The sequence below is a fragment of the Alkalispirillum mobile genome (assembly GCF_003664325.1).
In the GTDB taxonomy this organism is placed as follows: domain Bacteria; phylum Pseudomonadota; class Gammaproteobacteria; order Nitrococcales; family Halorhodospiraceae; genus Alkalilimnicola; species Alkalilimnicola mobilis.
On record NZ_RCDA01000001.1, the window covers coordinates 141,912 to 163,811 of the forward strand.

Annotated in this window: 24 protein-coding genes and 3 tRNA genes; 18 read left to right on the forward strand and 9 right to left on the reverse strand. The window is 64.2% G+C overall.

All coding sequences use genetic code 11. From position 1 onward, the window contains the following. Positions 1–101: 101 nt before the first annotated feature. The 8 genes from DFR31_RS00690 (at position 102) to DFR31_RS00725 (ending at position 8,234) form a co-directional block, all read left to right on the forward strand. Positions 102–1,790, forward strand: a complete 1,689-nt coding sequence (locus DFR31_RS00690) for a 4Fe-4S binding protein (RefSeq protein WP_121440752.1) — start codon at positions 102–104, stop codon at positions 1,788–1,790. Next, entirely contained in the window at positions 1,787–2,410 is a 624-nt protein-coding gene (locus DFR31_RS00695; protein ID WP_121440753.1) for a TorD/DmsD family molecular chaperone, read from the forward strand. The genes DFR31_RS00690 and DFR31_RS00695 overlap by 4 nt, the downstream gene beginning before the upstream one ends. 60 nt (positions 2,411–2,470) lie before the next feature. Continuing rightward, positions 2,471–2,686: a twin-arginine translocation signal domain-containing protein gene (locus DFR31_RS00700; RefSeq protein WP_121440754.1), complete on the forward strand. Its 216-nt coding sequence runs from the start codon at positions 2,471–2,473 to the stop codon at positions 2,684–2,686. Positions 2,687–2,753: 67 nt separating this feature from the next. Then, a complete protein-coding gene (locus DFR31_RS00705) occupies positions 2,754–5,648 on the forward strand; it encodes a formate dehydrogenase subunit alpha (protein ID WP_121442115.1) in 2,895 nt (964 codons plus the stop codon). 30 nt (positions 5,649–5,678) lie between these two features. Beyond that, positions 5,679–6,269: a formate dehydrogenase FDH3 subunit beta gene (gene fdh3B / locus DFR31_RS00710; RefSeq protein WP_121440755.1), complete on the forward strand. Its 591-nt coding sequence runs from the start codon at positions 5,679–5,681 to the stop codon at positions 6,267–6,269. Positions 6,270–6,274: 5 nt separating this feature from the next. Next, positions 6,275–6,502 (forward strand): hypothetical protein, encoded by a 228-nt coding sequence (locus DFR31_RS00715; RefSeq protein WP_121440756.1) that lies wholly within the window; start codon positions 6,275–6,277, stop codon positions 6,500–6,502. Positions 6,503–6,519: 17 nt separating this feature from the next. Then, a complete protein-coding gene (locus DFR31_RS00720; protein WP_121440757.1) occupies positions 6,520–7,629 on the forward strand; it encodes a formate dehydrogenase subunit gamma in 1,110 nt (369 codons plus the stop codon). Positions 7,630–7,736: 107 nt separating this feature from the next. Continuing rightward, positions 7,737–8,234 carry a DUF6505 family protein gene (locus DFR31_RS00725; protein WP_121440758.1) on the forward strand — a complete coding sequence of 166 codons (498 nt, stop codon included), beginning with the start codon at positions 7,737–7,739 and terminating at the stop codon, positions 8,232–8,234. Positions 8,235–8,254: 20 nt separating this feature from the next. On the opposite strand, the gene DFR31_RS13825 is transcribed toward DFR31_RS00725, so the two are convergent. Continuing rightward, positions 8,255–10,195 (reverse strand): methyl-accepting chemotaxis protein, encoded by a 1,941-nt coding sequence (locus DFR31_RS13825; RefSeq protein ID WP_170153554.1) that lies wholly within the window; start codon positions 10,193–10,195, stop codon positions 8,255–8,257. 188 nt (positions 10,196–10,383) lie between these two features. Here DFR31_RS13825 and DFR31_RS00735 point away from each other — a divergent pair, with 188 nt between their 5' ends. From DFR31_RS00735 to DFR31_RS00750, 4 genes are all read left to right on the forward strand, one after another. Next, positions 10,384–10,665: a hypothetical protein gene (locus tag DFR31_RS00735; protein ID WP_147436914.1), complete on the forward strand. Its 282-nt coding sequence runs from the start codon at positions 10,384–10,386 to the stop codon at positions 10,663–10,665. Beyond that, a complete protein-coding gene (locus DFR31_RS00740; RefSeq protein WP_121440761.1) occupies positions 10,665–11,123 on the forward strand; it encodes a small multi-drug export protein in 459 nt (152 codons plus the stop codon). The genes DFR31_RS00735 and DFR31_RS00740 overlap by 1 nt, the downstream gene beginning before the upstream one ends. Positions 11,124–11,197: 74 nt before the next feature. Continuing rightward, a complete protein-coding gene (locus DFR31_RS00745; protein ID WP_121440762.1) occupies positions 11,198–11,620 on the forward strand; it encodes a secondary thiamine-phosphate synthase enzyme YjbQ in 423 nt (140 codons plus the stop codon). 100 nt (positions 11,621–11,720) lie between these two features. Next, positions 11,721–11,810: transfer RNA gene (locus DFR31_RS00750), tRNA-Ser, on the forward strand. A 69-nt stretch (positions 11,811–11,879) separates the two neighbouring features. Here the strand turns inward: DFR31_RS00750 and DFR31_RS00755 are convergent. The 5 genes from DFR31_RS00755 to DFR31_RS00775 are packed head-to-tail and all read right to left on the reverse strand — an operon-like array spanning position 11,880 to position 16,146. After that, positions 11,880–12,149, reverse strand: coding sequence for a hypothetical protein (locus DFR31_RS00755; RefSeq protein ID WP_147436915.1), 270 nt, complete (start codon positions 12,147–12,149; stop codon positions 11,880–11,882). Positions 12,150–12,186: 37 nt separating this feature from the next. Then, a complete protein-coding gene (locus DFR31_RS00760; RefSeq protein WP_245971052.1) occupies positions 12,187–12,456 on the reverse strand; it encodes a MoaD/ThiS family protein in 270 nt (89 codons plus the stop codon). Next, positions 12,456–13,736: an NAD(P)/FAD-dependent oxidoreductase gene (locus DFR31_RS00765; protein WP_121440765.1), complete on the reverse strand. Its 1,281-nt coding sequence runs from the start codon at positions 13,734–13,736 to the stop codon at positions 12,456–12,458. Before DFR31_RS00765 ends, DFR31_RS00760 begins: the two co-directional genes overlap by 1 nt. Before the next feature lie 20 nt (positions 13,737–13,756). Next, the gene (locus DFR31_RS00770) at positions 13,757–15,607 is read right to left on the reverse strand and encodes an aldehyde ferredoxin oxidoreductase family protein (RefSeq protein ID WP_121440766.1); all 1,851 of its coding nucleotides are present in this window, start codon (positions 15,605–15,607) and stop codon (positions 13,757–13,759) included. A gap of 2 nt (positions 15,608–15,609) precedes the next feature. Further along, positions 15,610–16,146, reverse strand: a complete 537-nt coding sequence (locus DFR31_RS00775; protein ID WP_121440767.1) for a 4Fe-4S dicluster domain-containing protein — start codon at positions 16,144–16,146, stop codon at positions 15,610–15,612. Between the two features lie 375 nt (positions 16,147–16,521). On the opposite strand from DFR31_RS00775, the gene folE reads away from it, so the two are divergent. The 5 genes from folE (at position 16,522) to DFR31_RS00800 (ending at position 19,328) form a co-directional block, all read left to right on the forward strand. Next, positions 16,522–17,088: a GTP cyclohydrolase I FolE gene (gene folE / locus DFR31_RS00780; RefSeq protein WP_121440768.1), complete on the forward strand. Its 567-nt coding sequence runs from the start codon at positions 16,522–16,524 to the stop codon at positions 17,086–17,088. Between the two features lie 16 nt (positions 17,089–17,104). After that, entirely contained in the window at positions 17,105–17,485 is a 381-nt protein-coding gene (gene folX, locus DFR31_RS00785) for a dihydroneopterin triphosphate 2'-epimerase (protein WP_121440769.1), read from the forward strand. An 87-nt stretch (positions 17,486–17,572) separates the two neighbouring features. After that, positions 17,573–18,994, forward strand: a complete 1,422-nt coding sequence (gltX, locus tag DFR31_RS00790; RefSeq protein WP_121440770.1) for a glutamate--tRNA ligase — start codon at positions 17,573–17,575, stop codon at positions 18,992–18,994. 55 nt (positions 18,995–19,049) lie between these two features. After that, positions 19,050–19,125, forward strand: a tRNA-Ala gene (locus DFR31_RS00795). Between the two features lie 127 nt (positions 19,126–19,252). Next, positions 19,253–19,328 (forward strand) — tRNA-Ala (locus DFR31_RS00800). Between the two features lie 125 nt (positions 19,329–19,453). Here DFR31_RS00800 and DFR31_RS00805 read toward each other — a convergent pair. Genes DFR31_RS00805 through yqeC form a run of 3 tightly spaced genes read right to left on the reverse strand, consistent with a single transcriptional unit; the run spans position 19,454 to position 21,209 of the window. After that, a complete protein-coding gene (locus DFR31_RS00805; protein WP_121440771.1) occupies positions 19,454–19,801 on the reverse strand; it encodes a carboxymuconolactone decarboxylase family protein in 348 nt (115 codons plus the stop codon). A gap of 6 nt (positions 19,802–19,807) precedes the next feature. Continuing rightward, a complete protein-coding gene (gene mobA / locus DFR31_RS00810) occupies positions 19,808–20,428 on the reverse strand; it encodes a molybdenum cofactor guanylyltransferase MobA (protein ID WP_121440772.1) in 621 nt (206 codons plus the stop codon). Positions 20,429–20,450: 22 nt separating this feature from the next. Then, positions 20,451–21,209: a selenium cofactor biosynthesis protein YqeC gene (gene yqeC, locus DFR31_RS00815; protein ID WP_121440773.1), complete on the reverse strand. Its 759-nt coding sequence runs from the start codon at positions 21,207–21,209 to the stop codon at positions 20,451–20,453. A 311-nt stretch (positions 21,210–21,520) separates the two neighbouring features. Here yqeC and DFR31_RS00820 point away from each other — a divergent pair, with 311 nt between their 5' ends. After that, positions 21,521–21,889: an ArsR/SmtB family transcription factor gene (locus tag DFR31_RS00820; protein WP_245971053.1), complete on the forward strand. Its 369-nt coding sequence runs from the start codon at positions 21,521–21,523 to the stop codon at positions 21,887–21,889. Positions 21,890–21,900: the final 11 nt, after the last annotated feature.

A 21,900-nucleotide genomic window follows, 5' to 3' on the forward strand; every position in this document is an offset into this window, starting at 1 on the left:
TAGGGCAACGCTTATCCTGGCATAGGCGTTGCTTATAACTTTATCAGTTTCAAGGTTGCCCGGCGGTGCGGCCTGGTAATCGTAAGGGTTAAGAGGATGCGATGACGACGGCAGAAGCCAACTGGTTAGAGGACCTGTCAGCAGAGACCCCGGACGGGCGGGCACGAGGCTCGGCCCTTCAGGCCTTTTTATCTACGGAACAGTCGCCTACGTCACTGGTTTCGTACCAGTCACGGGGTGAAGTGCTGGTGATTGGGCCGGGGGACCAGGCACTGCCGTTCGTCGAGGAACTCGACGACGGTGTCCCTGCCACGGTGCTTGTCACTGACGGCCAGCCGGCCGGGGGTAAGCCCCGCGGGGCCCGAATGGTATGTGGCAAAGTGTCACAATTGGCCGGGTACCTGGGGCATTATGCCGCAGCCATCTCAGGGGCCGGCGATAAGCAATTGGATGTGGCGGAGCTCGCCGGGCTGCCGCGCCCGCATTTCGATCTGGTGGTTGATTTCAGCGAGCAGCCTTTGCTCGGGTTCCAGACGCCGCCCTTCGGTTACTACCCCGTGGCGCGCGGTGCGCATTGGCGCACCAGGGCGTTGGAAGAGCTCCCGGATATGGGGGGCGAGTTCGAAAAACCCAAGTTCTTCAACTACGACCCGGACATTTGTGCGCACGGGAACAGTGGCCTCTCCGGCTGCACCCGTTGCCTGGACGGCTGTACCACCGGAGCCATTCAATCACTCGGCGACCAGGTGGAGGTCGACCCCTATCTCTGCCAAGGCGTCGGGGTCTGCGTGAGTAGCTGCCCCACCGGCGCCATGACTTATGCCTACCCCTCGCTTCGTGACCTGCTGCGCGGTGTGCGGCGGATGCTGCAGCAATACCGTGAGCAGGGTGGGGGAAAGCCGGTGCTGCTGTTCCATGACCGTGAAGCGGGCAGTGCGCTGCTAAAGGATGCCTTGCCTGGCCTGCCCGAGCATGTATTGCCCGTGGCGGTGGAGGAGGTGGGTTCGCTGGGCGCCGACGCCTGGCTGGCCACCCTTGCCTACGGCGCGGCCCAAGTCTGTCTCCTTGGGCACCAGGACACGCCGCCGCGGGTGGTCAAGGCGATGCGGGAAGAGCTGGGCCATGCCCGGGCGATCCTGGGCGGCATGGGTTATCCGCGACAGGCCGTGGAGTGGCTGCAGCCTGCGGGCCCCGAGGCCCTGCTGGTGGCGCTCCGGGCGCCACTGAACAGCCCGCAGATCCGCCCCGCCGGTTTCGAGACCTTCGATGAGAAGCGCAGCACGTTGCGCCTGGCCCTGGAGCACCTGCTGGCCGAGGCGCCGGATACGCCCCCGCCGGCGGTGGCGCTGCGTGAGGGTGCCCCGTTCGGGCAGGTGCTGGTGGACGCAGAGGCCTGCACGCTGTGCATGGCCTGCCCGCAGGTCTGTCCGACCCGCGCGTTGCTCGACAACCCCGAGGCGCCCCAGTTGCGTTTCGTCGAGGACCAGTGCGTCCAGTGCGGCCTGTGTGAACAGGCTTGCCCGGAGGATGCGATCACCCTGGAGCCGCGGTACCTCTACGCCGAGAGCGAGCGCCGGCAGCCGCGCATTCTCAATGAAGAGGAGCCGTTTTGCTGTGAGTCCTGCGGCACCCCGTTCGGGACCCGCAGCGTCATCGAGCGCATGCTGGAGAACCTGGAAGGCCACCGTATGTTTCAGGACGAGGCACAGCGTCGGCGCCTGCGCATGTGCGGCGACTGCCGGGTAAAGGACATGTTCAAGGCGGAGTACCAGGCGGGGGGTGAGCAATGAGCATGGAAACCATCAATGCCACTGCGCCGCAGACACCACGGCAGATCACCGACGAGGATCAACTGCGGGCCGGGGCCTGGTCGCTGTTGGGGGCCCTGTTGGCAGGGCCGCCCGATGACCAGGTGTTGGAGGCCCTGCGGGGCATTGCCGCGGACCCTTCGGATGATGACATGGCCGAGGGGTGGCGCGCGCTTCAGCAGATGGCCGAGGGCGCAGAGCCGGCCCGCCTGCGTCGGGAGTACGAGGCACTGTTTATCGGCGCCCCGGAAGGGGAACTGACCCCCTACGCGTCCTGGTATATCAGCGGTGCCCTGATGGAAAAACCGCTGGTGCGTGTTCGCCAGGCCCTTCGGATGTTGGGCTATGAGCGCCAGGAGGGAATCAGCGAACCGGAGGATCACGCCGGGGCGCTGTGTGAAGTGATGGGCCAGGTGGTGCTGGACGAAGAACTGAGCTTTGAGCAACAGCGCGCGTTCTTCCAAGAGCACCTGGACCCCTGGATCGGAGACCTGTTCACCGACATGCAGCACGCCAAGACCGCGAGGGATTACCGGGCGGTAGGGCTGTTTGGTGAACGCTTTTTGGCAGTGGAACGCCGTTATTTGTCTATGCTTGTTTGATAAGCAGGCAAGTCCTTGAAGCCATTGAGCTTCACTTGAGTACGCTTCGGAGGTAGCAGCATGAAACATTCAGAAAAAGAGTCCGGAGTCCGTCAGGATCGTCGCCAGTTCATGAAGACCATGGCCGTGGGTGGCGCTGCCGTCGGTGTCGGCATGACCGGCGGGCAGGCCCTGGCCATTGAGCCGGAGGCTGAGCCGGAGACCCGTTCCCTTGAAAAGCGCGGGTACCACGAGACGGCACACATCCAGGACTACTACCGCAAGGCCGAATTTTGAGTGACTGGATGAACGAGACCTTGGATATGAAGGCGCGGGCATGGGTCCGCATCTGGAGGAGAACACCATGAAACTGGTCAAGAAGACAGGCAGCTCCGCGGCCACCGCAGTCGGGGGCTTTCTGGGTCGGGCCGTGGATCGCAGAACTTTCCTGCGCGGCACGGGCCTGGCAGTTGGTGGCACCGCCGCCGCCAGCGCCATGCTGCACCCCCGAATGGTCAAGAAGGCCAAAGCGTCGGATGACCGTGCGCGCTTCGACCCGAATGCAGACGTGCAGCTCGTAAAGACCGTCTGCACCCACTGTTCCGTGGGCTGCGGCGTGATCGCCGAGGTGCAGAACGGCGTCTGGGTGGGGCAGGAGCCCAACTTCGACAGCCCCATTAACCTGGGGGCCCACTGCGCCAAGGGTGCCGCCCTGCGCAACCATGGCCACTCCGGGCGGCGTACCAAGTACCCGTTGAAGAAGGTCAACGGCAACTGGGAGCGCATCAGCTGGGATCAGGCCATCGACGAGATCGGCGACAAGCTGCTGCAGATCCGCGAGGAGTCCGGGCCGGATTCGGTCTGGTTTGCCGGCTCCTCCAAAGCCAGCAACGAAGGGGCCTACCTGCAGCGCAAGTTCGCCGCCTTCTGGGGCTCCAACAACTGTGACCACCAGGCGCGTATCTGCCACTCCACGACCGTGGCCGGCGTTGCGAACACCTGGGGTTACGGCGCCATGACCAACTCCTACAACGACATCACCAAGGCGGGCAGCATCGTGATGTGCGGCTCCAACGCCGCAGAGGCCCACCCGGTGGCCATGCAGATGATCCTGCGCGGCAAGGAGAACGGCGCCAAGATGGTGGTGATGGACCCGCGGTTTACCCGCACCGCGGCCCACGCTGACGTCTTCGTTCGCCCGCGCTCCGGCACCGACGTGGCGCTGATCTTCGGCATCCTCTACCACGTCTTCGATAACGGCTGGGAGGACCAGGAGTTCATCGACAGTCGTGTCTGGGCGATGGACGAGATCAAGGAAGAGGTCATGACCAAGTGGACCCCGGACGAGGTGGAGCGTGTCTCCGGCGTCGGGCCCGATGCCCTCTATGAAGTGGCGAAGATTATCCACGAGAACAGCCCCATGACCTTCATCTGGTGCATGGGCGGTACCCAGCACACCATCGGCAGCAACTACGTTCGCGCGTACAACTGCCTGCTGCTGGCTACCGGCAACGTGGGTGTCTCCGGCGGCGGCGCCAACATCTTCCGCGGCCACGACAACGTGCAGGGCGCGACGGACGTCGGCCCGAACCCGGACAACCTTCCGGGCTACTACCCGATCAATGAGGCGGGCTGGAAGCACTGGTGTGGCGTCTGGGATGTGGATTATGACTGGCTCGCAAGCCGGTTTGACCAGGCAGAGTATGACGACGGTCAGGGTGGCACGCTCAAGCCGATGGAAACTCCGGGCATCACCGTGTCGCGCTGGATCGACGGCGTGCTGGAGGACCCGGATAACATCACCCAGAAGGATCGCCTTCGTGCGGTGATGATGTGGGGCCACAACAGCAACAGCCAGACCCGTCAGCCCGAGATGAAAGAGGCGATGGAGGCCCTGGACCTGCTGGTCATCATTGACCCCTATCCGTCGGCTGCTGCGGTGCTGCACGACCGCCAGGACGACACCTACCTGTTGCCGGCCTGCACCCAGTTCGAGACCCGTGGTTCGGCCACCGCATCCAACCGTTCGTTGCAGTGGCGTGAGAAGGTCATCGAGCCGCTGTTTGAAGGGAAGCCCGACCACGAGATCGCCTACCTGCTGGCCCGCAAACTGGGCTTTGCAGACGAGATGTTCAAGAACATCAGCGTGGAAGGCACTGAGCCGGTGGTGGAGGACGTGCTGCGCGAGATCAACCAGGGCACCTGGACCATCGGCTATACCGGCCAGAGCCCCGAGCGCCTCAAGGAGCACATGGAAAACCAGCACACCTTCGACGTGGTGTCGCTCAAGGCCGAGGGTGGTCCCTGTGATGGGGAGTTCTACGGCCTGCCGTGGCCCTGCTGGGGGACCGCCGAGATCAAGCACCCCGGTACGCACATTCTTTATGACACCAACGAGCACGTCATGGAGGGGGGCGGTAACTTCCGCGTTAACTGGGGCACCGAGCGCGAGGGTGAGACCCTGCTGGCGGAAGGCTCCTGGCCCAAGGGGCAGGAACTGGAGGCCGGGCACCCACCCTTCGATTCCGACCTGCTCAAGCAGCTGGGCTGGTGGGATGAACTCACCGATGAGGAAAAGGAGAAGGCCGACGGCAAGGCCTGGCACACCGATGTATCCGGCGGGATCATCCGGGTGGCATTGAAGCACGGCTGCATGCCCTTCGGTAACGGCAAGGCCCGCGCGGTCGTCTGGAACTTCCCGGACCCGGTGCCGAAGCATCGCGAGCCGCTGTATACCCCGCGGTACGACCTGGTCGAGGACTACCCGACCTACGAGGACCGCAAGGCCTTCTACCGCCTGCCCACCCGGTGGGAGTCCGTGCAGGCCACGGATTACTCCGACGACTACCCGCTGATCCACACCAGCGGTCGTCTGGTGGAGTACGAGGGTGGCGGCGAAGAGACCCGTTCCAACCCCTGGCTCGCCGAGCTCAAGCAGGAGATGTTCGTCGAGATCAACCCGCGCGACGCCAACAACGCCGGCGTGCGCAACAACGAGTGGGTCTGGCTGGAGGGCCCCGAGGGTGGCCGAATCCGGGTCAAGGCGCTGGTTACCCGCCGCGTGGCCTCCGGGACGGTATTCACGCCGTTCCACTTTGCCGGTCACTACCAGGGTGAGGACCTGCTCGACAAATACCCGGAGGGTTCGGCGCCCTACGTGCGTGGCGAGATGAACAACACGGCCACCACCTACGGGTATGACGCGGTCACCATGATGCAGGAGACCAAGACCACTCTGTGCCGCGTGGTCCCGGCCTGACACATCGGATAAAGAGAGGAGACTGCCATCATGGCGAGAATGAAATTCCTATGTGACGCCGAGCGCTGCATTGAGTGCCAGGCCTGCGTCACCGCTTGCAAGAACGAGCACGAGGTCCCGTGGGGCATCAACCGTCGGCGCGTCATCGTCATGGACGATGGCGTGCCCGGCGAGAAGGCCGTGTCGGTGGCGTGCATGCACTGCACCGACGCACCCTGTGCCGCGGTCTGCCCCGTGGACTGCTTCTACACCACCGACGACGGCGTGGTCCTGCACGACAAGGACCTCTGCATCGGCTGTGGCTACTGCTTCTACGCGTGCCCCTTTGGCGCCCCGCAGTACCCGCAGCAGACCGCTTTCGGTGTGCGCGGCAAAATGGACAAGTGCACCTATTGTGCCGGTGGCCCGGAACCCGCGCACTCCGAGGCGGAGCAGGTCAAGTACGGCACCAACCGTCTGGAGGAAGGCAAGTTGCCGCTCTGTGCCGAGATGTGCTCCACCAAGGCGCTCATCGCCGGTGACGGCAACATTCTTTCCGACATTTACCGCAAGCGTCTGATCAAGCGCGGCGGGCGGCCCCAGACCTGGGGCTGGCAGGCGGCCTACGGACAGGAGGCGTGATACTGATGATGCATAGTGGTGAAAGGCAGACCCGAAGATCGGGTTTCAAGCGCCCCCTGTCGCTGGTAGCGGCACTGCTCCTGAGCGGCGGTCTGTTGACCGCCTGCTCGGGCGAGGTCACCTACTACGAGCCGGGTGTCTACAAGGGCGGTGATGACGAGCTGAAAGAGGGCTCGGAGGAACGAGCTGAGGCCTTGCGCGAGCGGGCCACTCGGGCTCATACCGACCGCTGAGGCGTGGAGGGTTGATTATGTCCACAGATACACGCACAGCCCAGGAGCGGCTGGCCCGGCGCAAGAAGTCCATGTTCTGGAGCTTCTGCCTGGTGCTGGTGCTCTCCATGGCGCTGCCACTGGGGGCCTACCTGGTCACGCCCGGCGCGGAGGCGCAACCCGCAGGCGAGCGTTTCTCGGAGGAACGGGCTACCAATCCCCGCTCGGACACCTGGCGCTACGCTCGGGCCGACGGGGAGGGGTTTACCACGGCCAGCGGGCCTTACGTGACCAACCAGTTGATCTCCAACATCGGCGAGAACTGGCGACAGCTGCGTAATGGTCCGGTAAAAGAGGTCGGGAGCTGGGTGATGGCACTCTCTCTGGGGGCCATCGGGCTGTTCTTCCTGATCAAGGGCCGGATCAAGCTGGATGGGGGACGGTCGGGCATGACCGTGCCGCGGTGGAGCGCTTTCGAGCGTTCCGTGCACTGGTTCGTGGCCATCAGCTTCATCATCCTGGCGATCACCGGGTTGTCGTTGCTCTTCGGGCGACATGTGCTCATTCCTCTGCTCGGTCATGGCGGGTTCGCCGGCTATGCCCAGGCAGCGATGTATGTGCACAACTTCCTGGGCCCGGCCTTTGGCGTCGCGCTGTTGGTGATGATCCTGATGTGGGTCCGCCACAACATCCCGACCAAAACCGACCTCAAGTGGTTCGCCTCGGGCGGCGGCCTGCTCACCAAGGGGCACCCCTCGGCTGGCAAGCTCAATGGTGGTGAGAAGGTCTGGTACTGGATGGGTGTAGTGATCATGGGCTCCATCGTCGTGGTCACCGGGTTTATCCTGGATTTCCCCAACTGGGGGCAGACCCGGGAGATCATGGCCTGGTCCCATATCCTTCACGCCGTGGTCGCCATGTTCTGGATCGCCTTTGCCTTCGGGCATATCTACATCGGTACCCTGGGTACCGAGGGGGCGTTCGAGGGTATGGCCAAGGGCCGGGTGGACACCGCCTGGGCCAAGCAGCACCATGACCTCTGGTACGAGGAGCTGATCCAGCAGGGCGTGAAGCCCGAGCCGGCCGAGGAAGGGGGGCAAGCAGCCGCCCAGTCCGAATCCGTGCCCGGGCAGAAGCCCACGGCCTGACGGGCCGTGCCGCACGGCCAGGGAGGGCCGGATACGGGGCGCCGGAGCCGGCCTGCATGGCGGTTCCGGCGTTTTTATGCCGGTCGAGCAAACTACCCGGAGCACCCATGACCCGCAAGTTGATACGAACCTTTCGGTTAGATGATACGGACGACCACGTATACCCCGTGGCGGCGCGCGTGGGGGAGTGGGCGGTACCCGGCGCCTTCGTCTTCCGTTTTGCCGAGCAGGATCCTGCCATCTGGACCGGGGGCCATCGTCAGGCCTTTCTGAATGGCTTCCTCGGTACCGAGAGCTTCGGATGGTCCACGTTGGTGGTGGTGGCGGAGATCGAGGATGCCGCCTACAAGACGGTGATAGAGCGGGTGGCGCACCACCTGGTCGAGGCCTACGGCGCGCCCGGGATGTCAGAGGCTCTGCCCTACGCCCGCGAAGAGGTGGAGTACGCGGCCAGCCTTTGCGCCCACCCGGTGAACACCGTGCTCTCGGTGCAGCGCCAGGCTGGTCCTTCCGGTATCGAGGAGAGTTACCGGACGTTGCGCGAGCAGGCCAACTGGGAGGGCGAGCAGGTCCGTATCTGGAAGCCGGTGGCCTCAGACGACTGACCGGCTCCCACCAGGGCGGGTCAGACCTTAAAGACCCGCACCATCTGTTCCAGTTCCTCGGCCAGCTTGTTGAGGTTTTCCGCTGCCGCGCGGATTTCCTCCGAGCCGCGCGCGTTGCGGCTGGAGATGTCGTTGATGGTGTGGATACTGCGGTTCACGTCCTCGGCCACGGCGCTCTGCTCCTCCGCCGCGCTGGCAATCTGGGCGTTCATGTCATTGATGCCGGTGATCTGAGCGGCCACCTGTTCGAGGGTTTCGCCCGTGGTCGCCGCCTGGTGCACACTGTCTTCGGCCTGGCGTTGGCCGCGCTGCATTACCGCTTCGGCCCGCTCGGCGCGCGTCTGCAACTGCTCAATAATGTCCTGAATCTGCGTGGTGGACTCGTTGGTCCGGTGGGCGAGGTTGCGGACCTCACCGGCGACCACGGCAAATCCACGCCCCTGCTCGCCGGCGCGGGCGGCTTCGATTGCCGCATTGAGGGCCAACAGGTTGGTCTGCTCCGCGATCTCGGTGATGACCTGCAGGATGGTGCCGATGTTGTCGCTGTCTTCCTTTAATTGCGCCATCACGCCGCTGGCATCGCGCACTTCCTCGGCCAGAGTGCGGTTGCTGTCAATGGCGCGGGCCATCATTTGCCGGCCCTCTCCCGCCTGATTGCTCGCCCGGTGGGCGCTATCCGCTGCCTGTTGGGTGTTCCGCGCCACCTCCTGGACGGTGGCTGTCATCTCGTTCATGGCGGTGGCCACCTGTTCCACCTCGCTGCGTTGGGTGGCCATGGCGTCGCCCGTGCGTGCGCTGGCGGCCATCATGTCGGTGGTGGCGGATGCGAGTTGGTGAGCGGACCGGGCGGTCTTGCTGACCAGTTCATGCAGCCGGTCCATGACGGCGTTGAAAGCTGCCGCCGTTTGCCCGATCTCATCTCGGCTTTCCACCTCAAGTCGCCGCGTGAGGTCGGCGTCGCCAGAAGCGATGTTATTCAGCCCCGCGGACAGGTGGCGTAGCGGGTTGGCGATCAGGCCGGCGTAGTAGAGTCCGAAGGCAAGCGTGACCAGGAAGGCGATCACCCAGAGAACCCACAGCATCCACCAGAGCAGTGTGACCGGCGCATAGATCTCGTCGGTGGTCTGGTCGAGGATCAGCCCCCAATTTGCACCGAAGCGGTCGTTGAAACCCTCGAGCATCACGGTGAGGCCCCATTTCTCCTCGCCGTCGCCGCTGGTGAATACCGCCCCCGGGTGGCCTTCGCCCTGTTCCAGCGGTGGGCCCATGATGGCGTAGTGGCTCATGTCGTAACCGGTCCGGTCACTGTCCTCATGGGCGAGGAGCCGGCCGGCGGCGTCGAATAGCGTGGCGCGCCCGGATTCGCCGATACGCACGCCGCCAATGCGCTCATCCAGCAGTGCCATGTCCATTTGTGCAGCGATCCACAGCGCTTCCCGTTGGCTGCCCTGGTCAATTGGGTGGAGCAGGGTCAGGGCGCGTGGCACGCCGTCTTCGGCTCCCGGGCCGACCACGGTGGGGCCACTGTCGAGGGCGTCGGCCCAGCGCCCTTGCTGCTCCTCGGGAGCCGGTGTCCCGATGATCTCGCCGGCCGTGGCCCGGGCCTCACCCTGCGCATCGATGACCCCTATCCAGTCGAATTCGGGGAAGAGATCGCGGTACTGCTCCAGTAGATCCTCCGCCACGGCACCGCCGCCAATCGCAATCCGGCGGTCCTCCGCTACCACCCGCGCCTTGTCGCCCACCTGGAGCAGGTAGTCATCGGTTCGGGCACTGGCCTCGCTGCTCATATCAACGAGCGTCCCCTCCAGCTGGGTCTGTAGCTGCCCCTTCATCAGATGGAACGTGAAGCCGCCCATCAGCGATAGGGGAATGATGCTGGTAGTCAGCACCAGGAGGACGAGCTTCTGCTTGATGTTCAGCTTGATCAGGCGTTGCCGGAGGCTCAGATTGTCTGTCATTGGCGGCATCTTTCCCGTATGCCCCGGGGAGCACAGGATTGGTATTATTGAAGTTGTATTGGGCCTGGCTTTATCCGGGTAACTGCCTACCCGTTACAGCTGTTATCGGCGATGGCTTGCCGAAGTTGAGCATTGCGGGCATCCACCCAACGGCCCCTTTTTACCACAGCAGCGAGCAGGGTTTATTGATGTCAGACAACACTGAAGCGCTTCGCCGGATGGCGCGCGCAGTCGAAGAAGTGCTGGATGGCCCACGGGAGCATGCCGAGGTCTTCTACCGGACCCGGGCCGATGAGATCGGCGGGTTGCTGGATGCCGCCCGGGATCGCCTGCCCCGGGGGGACGCCCCCCTGGAGCCCGCGCAGCGGACGGAACATGATGCAGCCGAGTACCTGGGACAGCTCTATGCAGCCCTGGCCTCCTGGGTGCTCACCGGGGAGCCTCCACAGATAGCGGGCAGGTACCGGTAATGTCGCTGTTGGAGGCCCTCTGGCAGTACGTGGTCATCTTCGTGATGGCCGCAACGCCGTGGCTCGAGTTACTGATCGTGATTCCCATTGGGGTGGCGATGGGCCTCTCACCCTTCTGGGTAGGCCTGGTGGCGTTGCTGGGAAATGCATTGCCCGTGCTGCTCATCGTGGCGGGTTGGCAGTGGTGGCTGCGTTGGCGGGGTAAGTCCGGTGCCTCGCGCCGGGCCATGAAACCCAGGGTGCAGCGGGTCTGGGACCGGTGGGGCCTGCCGGGCCTGGCCCTGTTGGGCCCGTTGGTGACAGGCATTCACCTGGCCACCGTGGCGGCGCTGTTGCTACGGTCCGAATCCCGGGCGACCATGGTCTGGATGACGCTCAGCCTGGTGGTCTGGACGGTGGGCACCACGGCGGCTGCGGTGGGTGGCGTCGAACTCTTTCACCGCTTGGCCGTTTCCTGACCGTTTCCGGGGGCTTGTTCCCACGGTGTCCTTAAGGGCATTCTGTCCGCCGGATAGATCACTTAGGATCAGTGATGCACTTTCAACAGACACGACACAGCTTTTTCACCTGCGGTCGGGGCACCCTGGAAGTCACGGAAACGGTGGCCGAGGATGTTCAGCGGGCCGGCGTGTTGAGCGGGTTGGCCCACGTCTTCCTGCACCACACCAGTGCCTCGCTGATGTTGTGCGAAAACGCCGATCCATCGGTGCGCCGCGACCTGGAGCGGTACTTCGGCCGTCTGGTGCAGGATGGTGATCCGATGTTCGAGCACCGGGTGGAGGGGGCGGACGATATGGCGGCCCATGTGCGCTCGGTACTCACGCATAACGATCTGACCATCCCCATCGCCAACGGGCGCTTGGCCCTTGGCACCTGGCAAGGCATCTACCTCTGGGAGCACCGGTACCAGGGACACGAGCGCAAGGTCACGGTCAGTGTGCAGGGGATGCGCTGACCGCTCCCGGTCGGCGACGGTACCGCGGGGCATTGCAACGCACCGGCAAGTGGTTTACTCTTTGCGCCCTGTCGCCGGTTGGCGGCAGCAGCAAGTCAGCGGAGAGGTGTCCGAGCGGTCGAAGGAGCACGCCTGGAAAGCGTGTGTACCTTAACAGGTACCGAGGGTTCGAATCCCTCCCTCTCCGCCATATTCATTCCCCCCCCCCCCCGGGTTTATCCCCTGTTTGAGTGCGTGCGGCGTTCCATGTGCGCCTGAATTACCCCCCGCCGCGTTGGAACCGGTGTTCAAATGCCTTCAGGAAGGCATCACGTTGCGGCTGGCTGACCCCGGTGAAGGTGATCGTTACATGGCTGGCCGGCAAGTGCAGTCTGCCCAGGTGCCGGTCGGGCAGGGCCTCCACCCGTACGTGGACTTTTCCCGTGGAGTCGTCTCCCGCCTCGAGGGCCCCGGCGCCTGCCGGTTGCCAGGGCGTTGGCGCGGGCAGCGCCTTCACGCCGGCCAGCAAGGCTGGCGGGCGCAGTCCCATCTGTTTGCGCACCACGCTGGGGCCGGGTGCGGCCGGGTCAGCCACCGGCGATAGGGGGCCAGACGGCGACCACGTCACCATCCCTCAGCACCGGTTTGTCGCGGTCCTCCGGGTTCACGTAAACGCCGTTGAGCAATATGAGGTGCGCCAACTCCCGGGGCACGTCCAGCTGGTCAATCAACGCGTGGGGGCTGGTGTCGCCCGGTAAATCCAGCAGCGCGCCCTCGTGGGGGGGGACTCCGTCCGGCATACGGTCGGAGAGGCTGGCATACAGTTTGACCTGGATCTTCATTGGCAGCGCATCCATCAGGCGGGCGCCTCCTTTGGGCTAGGGCGACCGATGGCCTGGGTACAGCCCAGATAAGCCTCCATCAGGCGTGTGGGGTCGGCTTCCAGGCGTTCCTTCCATTTGCCAAGGCGCACCTGCCCCTCAATGAGTCCGCGTAGCACCCCCACATGTTCTGTGAGCCCCAGGCTGTTCGCCCCGACAATGGTGTCGTCCTGAAATTGCAGGCGGAGGTAGCGGAAACGCTCCCGGTCGAGCAGGGCGGTGCTGTCACCGCCTTCCACGCCCTGCCACTGCCCGAAAGAGGTGGAGATCAGGCCCAGGGTATCCAGTACGTTCATCAGGAGACTGCCATGGTAGTGGCGGGTCCGGCCTGCCATGTTGCTGGCAGCAACCTGGCCGTGGTCCACGGAGGTCGGTTGGACGGCGTGTACCGACCAGCCCCCGGTGGAGAAGTCGGGCCCCTGGGCCACGTCACCCGCAGCGAAGACGTCCGGCAGGGTTGTCTGCAGCCGGTTATCCACCCGGATGCCCTGATCTACTTCAATGCCGGAACCGCCCAGGTAATCGGTATTGCTGCGGACACCGGCGGAGACGATGACCAGGTCAGCCGGGAGCGCATCGCCGTTCCCCAGCTCGACCGCCAATGGGTGTCCGCCGGGCGGCCCTTCCGCCACTCCGGTTACCGTCTCGCTGGTGCGTACGGCTACGCCACGGGATTCGCACCAGCGGCGGATCAAATCGCCCGCGTCCGCGTCCATCATCCGCGGGACCATGCGGTCGCCCTGTTCCACTACGGTCAGCCGGGTGCCCCGCGTGACCAACGCCTCAAGAATGATCGAGCCGATGAAACCGGCACCGATCAGGACCACGCGGGCGTCGCGTCGGGCCCGCTGGAGGATGGCGCGGGCATCGGCCAGGGTCCAGCAGGTGTGGACGCCCTCCCTGTCCATGCCGGGTAGGGGCGGAATCACGGGGCTGGAGCCGGTAGCCAGCAGCAGGCGGTCGTACGTCAATGTCCGGCCATCCGAGAGATGGGCCTCGTGGCCTGCCGTGTCCAGCCTGTTCACTGCCCCTTCAACGATCTCGATGCCCAGCCGGTCGAAGTGGTCCTGCTGCTTGCGCAGCCAGGTGCCCGACTCCGGTATCTGCTCCACCAGGTAGTAGGGGATCGCCATGCGGGAGTAGGGGGGCGCCGGTTCCCGGGTCAGCAGCTTGATGTCGGCCTGCGGATCCAGCTTGCGCAGGCGCTCAGCAGCCACCACACCGGCGGGACCGGCGCCGACTATCACGTGTTGCATGCTCACTCTCCCACGCTACTTTAAAGGCGCAGCCGTTTACGGGTTTCATCGGTGACCCGGCCATCGGTTGTCCAGCCGCGGACCCGGTAGTACTCGGGCAACATCTTGCCCAGGTCATTCGCCCGACCCTTCGCGGGGCCTACCTTGGCCGCCTCTTTGAGGAGCCGCTTCGGCAGCGTATCGTCGGCCCCGGTGAGGCCGGCCCGGAGGTTGAAGTCCCGCTCCAGGTTCCAGATCCGCTCCCCCATCTCCAGCAGCCGATCGGTGTTCCAGCCCCCGCCACAGGCGGCATCGATCTGCGGGGCGATATCATCCGGCGTCCAAGCGAAGGTGGTGAAGATGCACAGCCCGGAGGAGTCCACCATGGCGGCCGCATCCTGGAAGGCCTTCACCAGCTCCGGCTTGCCGTCGGTGGCGAGCGGATCGGTCTTTTCGGGAATACCCAGAACCTCTGAGGACACGGTGTAGCCGCGCAAGTGGCAGGCGCCACGATTGGAGGTGGCATAGGCCAGCCCCATGCCCTGGATGCCCCTTGGGTCATAGGCGGGGAATTCCTGGCCTTTCACCGTCATGGACAGGTCCGGCTGGCCGTACTTCTCGCAAAGCCGCTTGGAGCCCAACCCCAGGTCCTTGCCAAAGCCTTCACCGGAGGCCACCAGCTCCGCGCACCGGCTAAGCGCCTCGGCGGAGCCGAAGTGCAGGGCGAGGCCCTCTGTGTCCCGATCGGTAATGGCGCCGGCTTCGTACAGCTCCATTGCGGCAGCCACCGTGGCCCCGAAGGAGATGGGGTCGAAACCGTCCTCGTTGCACAGGAAGTTGGCGTAGGTGAGGGCCTCCAGGTCATCCACCCCGGTATCGGAGCCCAAGGCCCAGGCCGCCTCGTACTCCAGACCACCGGAGTTGCCCCAGTACCTGGGCTTGTGCTCCACGGTGAAATGGCCGTTGTCGATCCGGCTGATCCGGCCGCAGGCGATGGTGCAACCGAAGCAGGCGGCGTTCGTAGTGAGATTGGGCCGCTGGTCGGTGCTGCGCGGCTCATGCATCGCTTCGCCGGAAATCTTGTGCGCCCCCTCGAACTGGACCTCGCGCATGTTCCGAGTGGGCATCGCGCCCATCTCGTTGATGACATTCATCAGCACCTGGGTGCCGTAGGTTGGAAGCCCCTGGCCGGTGACCTCGTTGTCGGCCAGCACCTTCTTCCCCTGTTCCGTGGCCTGCAGAAAGCGCATGGGGTCGTGGATGTTGCCCACCCCCCGGGTGCCACGCACCGCGACGGCCTTCAACCCTTTGGCGGCCATGACCGTGCCCACGCCGGAGCGGCCGGCCGCCCGGTGGAGGTCGTTGATGACCCCCGCGTACAAACAACCGGCCTCCGCCGAACGTCCGACGCAGGCGATGCGCAGTTCCGGGTCCTGGTGCATGCGGTGCAGTTCCGCATCCGCGTCCCACACCGTTTTACCCCAGAGGGTGTCCGCCGGGCGCAATTCGGCCTTTTCATTCTCGAGGTACAGGTAGACCGGGGTGGGGGAGGCGCCCTCAAAGATGATCATGTCCCAACCGGCCATCTTGATCTCGGCGCCGATGAAGCCGCCGGAATTGGAACAGGCGATGGCGCCGGTCAGCGGACTCTTGGTCACAACGGAGTAGCGGCCGCCAGTAGAGGCCATGGTCCCGGTCAGCGGACCGGTCGCCATTATCAGCTTGTTCCCCGGCCCGAGGGCGTCACAGGCCGGGTCGATCTCCTCATATAGGTACTTGCTGGCCAGCCCGCGTTGTCCCAGGTAGTCCCGCGCCCACTCCATGTTGAGGGGTTCGGAGCCGACCGTCCCGTCAGTCAGGTTTACCCGCAATAGTTTTCCTGCCCAGGCCATGGTTACTGCCCTCCCGTCGGAGCGGGGTTGTAGGTCTGAACGGGCTTCCCGCTTGGTGTCTTGGTAGCCGTTGGTTGGGGACGGGGCGCCTGGTATGCCCAGGCCCGCATCCGCTCCAGCCCGGCGGTATCCGCCGGTACCCAGGTAATGGCCCCGGTGGGGCAGGCTTTGGCACACCAGGGGTCGCCGCCGCAAAGGTCGCACTTGGCCACCTTCCCGGTCGCCTCCTCGTAGTTCACCGTGCCGAAGGGGCAGGCGATAGTGCACACCTTGCAGCCGACACAGACATCTTCGTCCACCACTTTGGCGCCGGTCTGGAGGTCCACGGTGATGGCCTCCACCGGGCAGCTGTGCATGCACCAGGCCTCGTCACACTGAGTGCAGGTGTAGGGGGCGAAGCTGCCCTCCTCGTGAAAGGTGAACACCTTGATTCTGGAGCGTGCCGGGTTAAAGGCACCGGTGTTCTCGTAGGAACAGGCCATCTCGCACTGCAGGCAACCCGTGCAGAGGGCGGGCTCCAGTTTCAGGACATGCTGCATGGCTCTCCCCTCCGATGATGCGATGGAGCGACCGGCAGGTTTCCGTTGTGCAACATAAACGGGCCGCAAAACGGCTGCGGTCACTCCAGAAGAATGGAATAGGCCGGGGGGAAGTCAAGGTGCGGGAAGGACCGCAAGGAAGCCGTTGGCTGTACGTTTCCGCACTGCAGCAATTTTTAACGGCCCTCGGCGATACGAAGGCGTCATTCGCAGCGTTGGGTGGACCACTCCCCGACGGGGGCGACGGCGCCTGCCAGGCCCCGGTAGAATATTCAGGAAATGCTTGACACGGCAGACCACAGGTCTATTCTGTACAACTCTTGTACATTAGTGTTTCTGGACCGAATTCAGGCGGTGTCCGGGTGAGGAGTTCACATGACTGAAAGCATTCAAGCGGCGTACCGGCAGATCCTCCTGGACCTGGGTGAAGACCCGGATCGCGAGGGCCTCAAGGACACCCCGGGCCGGGCCGCCCGGGCCATGCAGTACCTGACCCGCGGCTACCACCAGACGTTGGATGAGGTGCTGAACGGGGCAGTATTCAGCTCGGACAACGACGAGATGGTGATCGTCCGCAACATCGAGCTCTACTCCCTCTGCGAGCACCACCTGCTGCCCTTTATCGGCCGGGCGCACGTGGCGTACCTGCCCGATGGCAAGGTGATCGGGTTGTCGAAGGTGGCGCGCATTGTCGATATGTATGCCCGCCGCCTGCAGATCCAGGAAAACCTCACGCGCCAGATCGCGCTGGCCATCCAGGAGGTCACCGGTGGTCGCGGTGTCGCGGTCTACATCAACGCGCGGCACATGTGCATGATGATGCGTGGTGTGGAGAAGCAGAACTCCGAGATGAGTACCTCGGTCATGCTGGGAGACTTCCGCTCGAACCACAAAACCCGAGATGAGTTCCTGCAGCTGATCCGCACGCCATCGGCCTACTGAGGCCAGGGAGCGCCGCATGATTGAGAAGGAACCGGCACTGATCCGTATCAAGAACCTGCGCCTTCGCACCTATATCGGTTTCAAGCCGGAGGAGCAGGAGAAAATGCAGGACGTCGTCATCAACGTCGAGATCCGGTATGACGCGTTGGCGGCTGCCACCAGTGACGATGTGGAGCTGGCGCTGGACTACAAGCGCCTTACCAAGGAGATCATTGCCCACGTGGAGGGCAACCGATTCCTGCTGCTGGAAAAGCTGGTACACGACCTGTTGCAAATGGCCATGGCCTATCCTTTGGCGCAAGAGGTGGCGGTCGAGGTGGACAAGCCCCATGCACTGCGGTTCGCCGATTCGGTGGCCCTGCGGATGACAGCCCGGCGAGAGCACACGGGCCGCTGAGTACCCAACCCCTGGTGGGCGAGAGTCACCGGTGGTGCATCTGGTAAGATGCGCGCCATTCGCAGTCCATCAGTGGAAAGCAGACCAATGGCCAAGATAAAAACGCGTTTCGCTCCCAGTCCTACCGGTTACCTGCATATTGGCGGCGCGCGCACCGCGCTCTATTCCTGGCTGTATGCCCGGCGTCACGGGGGCAGCTTTGTGCTGCGTATCGAGGACACCGATCGCGAGCGTTCTACCCAGGAATCCGTCAATGTCATCCTGGAGGGCATGGGCTGGCTGGGGCTGGATTATGACGAGGGGCCCTTTTACCAGACCCAGCGTTTCGACCGTTACCGCGAGCTTATTCAGTACCTGCTGGATCAGGGGCTGGCTTATCGTTGCTACTGCTCCAAGGAGCGCCTGGACGCGTTGCGTCAGGAGCAGATGGCGAACAAGCAAAAGCCCCGCTACGACGGCCGTTGTCGTGACCTTGAGGCGGCCCCGGACGGGGCAGGGGAGCCGGTGATCCGGTTCCGCAACCCGCTGGATGGCGAGGTCGTGATCGAGGACCGCGTCCGCGGGCGGGTGGTGTTTCAGAACACCGAGCTGGACGACCTGATCATCGCCCGGGGCGATGGCACGCCCACCTACAACTTCACGGTGGTGGTGGACGACATGGATATGGGCATCACCCACGTGGTCCGGGGTGATGATCACCTGAACAACACGCCGCGACAGGTCAACCTCTACCGCGCCCTGGGCGTGGAGCCGCCGGTATTCGCCCACGTGCCCATGATCCTCGGTGAGGATGGCAAGCGCTTGTCCAAGCGGCACGGTGCGGTGAGTGTGCTCCAGTATCGTGAGCAGGGCTATCTGCCTGAGGCGGTGTTGAATTATCTGGTCCGCCTGGGCTGGTCCCACGGTGACCAGGAGGTCTTCTCGCTGGACGAGATGGTCAGCCTCTTCGATATCGAGGACATCAACCACTCCGCCTCCACGTTCAACCCGCAGAAGCTGCTGTGGCTGAATCAGCAGCACATCATGCGCTCCGAGCCGGCTCACGTGGCCCGTTACCTGGCGCACCATCTCGGTGAGCGTGATATCGACCCCGCCGAGGGGCCGGCGCTGGAGCAGGTGGCGGCGGCCCAACAGGAGCGCGCCAAGACTCTGGTGGAGATGGCGGACAACAGCAGCTTCTTTTACCGCGACCCCACCGAGTACGATGCGAAGGCAGCGCGCAAGAACCTGAAGCCGGCGACTGAGGCCGCCTTGGTCCGGGTCCGCGATCTGCTTTCCGACCTGGAGGACTGGCAGCGTGAGGCCATTCACGAATGCGTGCTCAAGGCCGCCGAGGTGCTCGATCTCAAACTCGGGAAAGTGGCGCAGCCGGTCCGAGTGGCCGTCTCCGGTGGGCCCGTTTCTCCGCCGATCGACCAGACCCTGGAACTGCTTGGCAAGGAGACCACCCTGCGGCGAATCCAGGCAGCGATCGACTGGATCGATCAGCAGACCGGCGAGGCGGGTTGAGCCGCCGGGGTTGACCAATGGGGCGCGGGGGCCTACCATACGCGCCTCATTGCACGGGGCCATAGCTCAGCTGGGAGAGCGCCTGCATGGCATGCAGGAGGTCGGCGGTTCGATCCCGCCTGGCTCCACCAAACACGCGAGCCGGCAGTTCGCCAGCTCGGGCATTGCCTTCAGGGCAGTGCCGGTTCGACAAGCAGTGAAGCACCCAGGGGTGCTTGACCGACACGGACCAAATCCGTAGCATATAGCGCCAGTCAAGGGGCCATAGCTCAGCTGGGAGAGCGCCTGCATGGCATGCAGGAGGTCGGCGGTTCGATCCCGCCTGGCTCCACCAAACGATAAAAAAGCCGGGCACAATGCCCGGCTTTTTTTGTGCCCGAAATGCGGCACGCGCCGCTTTGCACCGTTCGGGCTTGCCGATGGCTGCCGGGCCGCGAGTGCCCGGCAGCCATCATGGCCTCATTGGCCGGCGGCGAACTCGTCGAATGCCTCCAGTGCCATACCGCCATAGACGAAGGAGGGCCCGCCGCCCATTTGCACGGCGACGGCGATCATCTCCTGCACCTGTTCCCGGGTTGCGCCATTCTTCGCGGCCGCCTTGGCGTGAAAGGCCAGGCAGCCCTCGCAGTGCGCGGCAATGCCGAGCGCCAGGGCAATCAGCGATTTCGTGGCGGGGTCCAGGGCACCATCCTTGCCACTGGCCTGCTTCAGCTGGTTGAAGCCGCGGGCCATCTCCGGGGCACCCATTGCTACCTGCTTCATGCGGCCGCTCATCGACTCGGCCAATTCCGCCCAGTACTGACTCATTAGCATTTACTCCTGTCTAAATCGGGTTTCGAGGTCTTCAAGCTCTTCCGGCGTGTTCACATTGATAAAGGCCTCGGCCTGCTCCTCCATATCCAGTACGGCCAGGCGATGCTGCCGGTACCAGCGGTCGATCTTCCCCTGGCCGGATGTCAGGTATTCGTAAAGGTCTGTTGCCAGCGTGCAGCGGATAAGAGCGAAGGTCGGTTGCAGCCGGCCCCCGCACTGCGCGGTCACGATGTCCGCATCCTGCTCGTCCCGGGTCTGCGCCAGTCGGGCCACCAGGTCCCCGGGGAGCAACGGCGCATCGCAGGGCACAATGGCTATGAACCCGGTCGCGGCGGTCTCCATTCCAGCGAGCATGCCCGCCAAGGGCCCCGGGTAGTCCGGCAGTCGGTCGGGGATCACCGGGTGCCCGAACCGCTGGTAGCGATGGTGATGCCGATTGGCATTGATAAGCAGGTGATCCACCTGGGGTGCCAGGGCTTCCAGGACCCAGTGAATCATCGGCTGCCCGGCCAGCGACAGCAGCCCCTTGTCCTGGCCGCCCATGCGACGGGCCTGGCCCCCGGCGAGGATGACTCCCGTGATCGCCTCGCTTTCGCGGGGTGTATTGCTGTTTTCGTGCATGCTTGTCCTCTTCTCGGGGCGCTCAGTCGCCGACGATCTCTACCAGCGGAGACGGGGCCCGCATACTGGCAAGGACCACGCGGTCGAAGCGTCGCGTATCCGCCAGGGCGGCTTCGGCGACGCGTCGCGCGACGGCCCGCGCCTCGGCGTTGTCCACCATGTTGATCACCGGAGTGACCGGGGTATCACCCAGACCCTGAAGCAACCCATGGGGGTGAGTCAGCAACCGGGCCAGGTGGGTGGCGCCGATGGTCTGGCCCCGGCGGAGGCCGGTGGTGTCGGCGATCCGATCGGGGCGATGCGCAACCTTTTCGTCCAGCGGGCGTCCGATCGCCTTGATCGACAGTAGCGCAATCACGGCGTCGCAGGGCGTGGCCAGCACCGGCTCTTTGGGGCCTGGGGCCTTGATGCGTCGCATACGGGCGCCGTCTGCCTTGACCAGTGTCACCTGGCGTCGGGCAACCTGGTGCAGGCGCGGAATCAGGGTCGGAGGCAGGCCGCTGTGTCGGTCCGGGCGTTCCGAGGTGCCGAACCAGGCCAGCGCGATGCGCTGGTCGCGCGAGGCATCGGCGTGCTCTAACAGGGCTGTCTCTGCGCCAGTCTGCACTGTATGAGAGAGCCAGTCGGGCAGCGGTGCGCAGAAAACGGTGCTGCTCAGGCCGACGGCGCGGTTAGGTTGAAGGCTGGCCAGGCGCGCCATGGTGGTCTTCTTGCCACCGGCACCCACCAGACAGACTATGCCCCGGTCTGCTTTCAGTGTCTCGATCAGATCCTCGGCCACACGTCCTCACCGTTGTTAACTTAAAGGAATGTGCATCTAATATGACGGTATTCGACCGCCCTGACCAAGCGTTGCAGAATGCCTATTGGCACAGGGGTGTTCAAGCTGCGCCGCTTAAGTCGGACCGGTGGCGTGAATCTGGTAGATTGTAACCAGCTAATATATCAAGGGAGACGATTATTTCCGAACTCACCGGGCGCCAGTGGACCACTGGCTGCCCAAACGGGTTGGGTGCCCCTTCCAGGATGGGGGCCGGAGCGAGAGGAAGGTCCACAGGGTATGGCGTGGTTACTGTGAGGCCTTGACAATCAATGCAAAAAGTAGAATATATGAATATGAACGCGATCCTTGATCTCGATATGGACCAGATGTCCAGGAATGCCGCGCAAGCGAGCCGCTTCCTGAAGACATTGGCCAACGAACGCCGTCTGATGATCCTTTGCCACCTCGTGGAGGGTGAAAAGTCGGTGGGCGAACTCGAACGCCTGCTGGGTATGCGGCAGCCAGCGCTGTCACAACAGCTGACCCGGCTACGCGAAGAGAAGCTGGTGGCGACGCGCAGGGAATCCCGCACGATCTACTACCGCGTTGCCAGTGAAGAGGCAATGGCGCTGCTGGGCAAGCTGCACGAGTTGTTTTGTGGCGCAGACCACGGACGGGACGGGACGGCGGATCGATAGAGGCCCCTCAG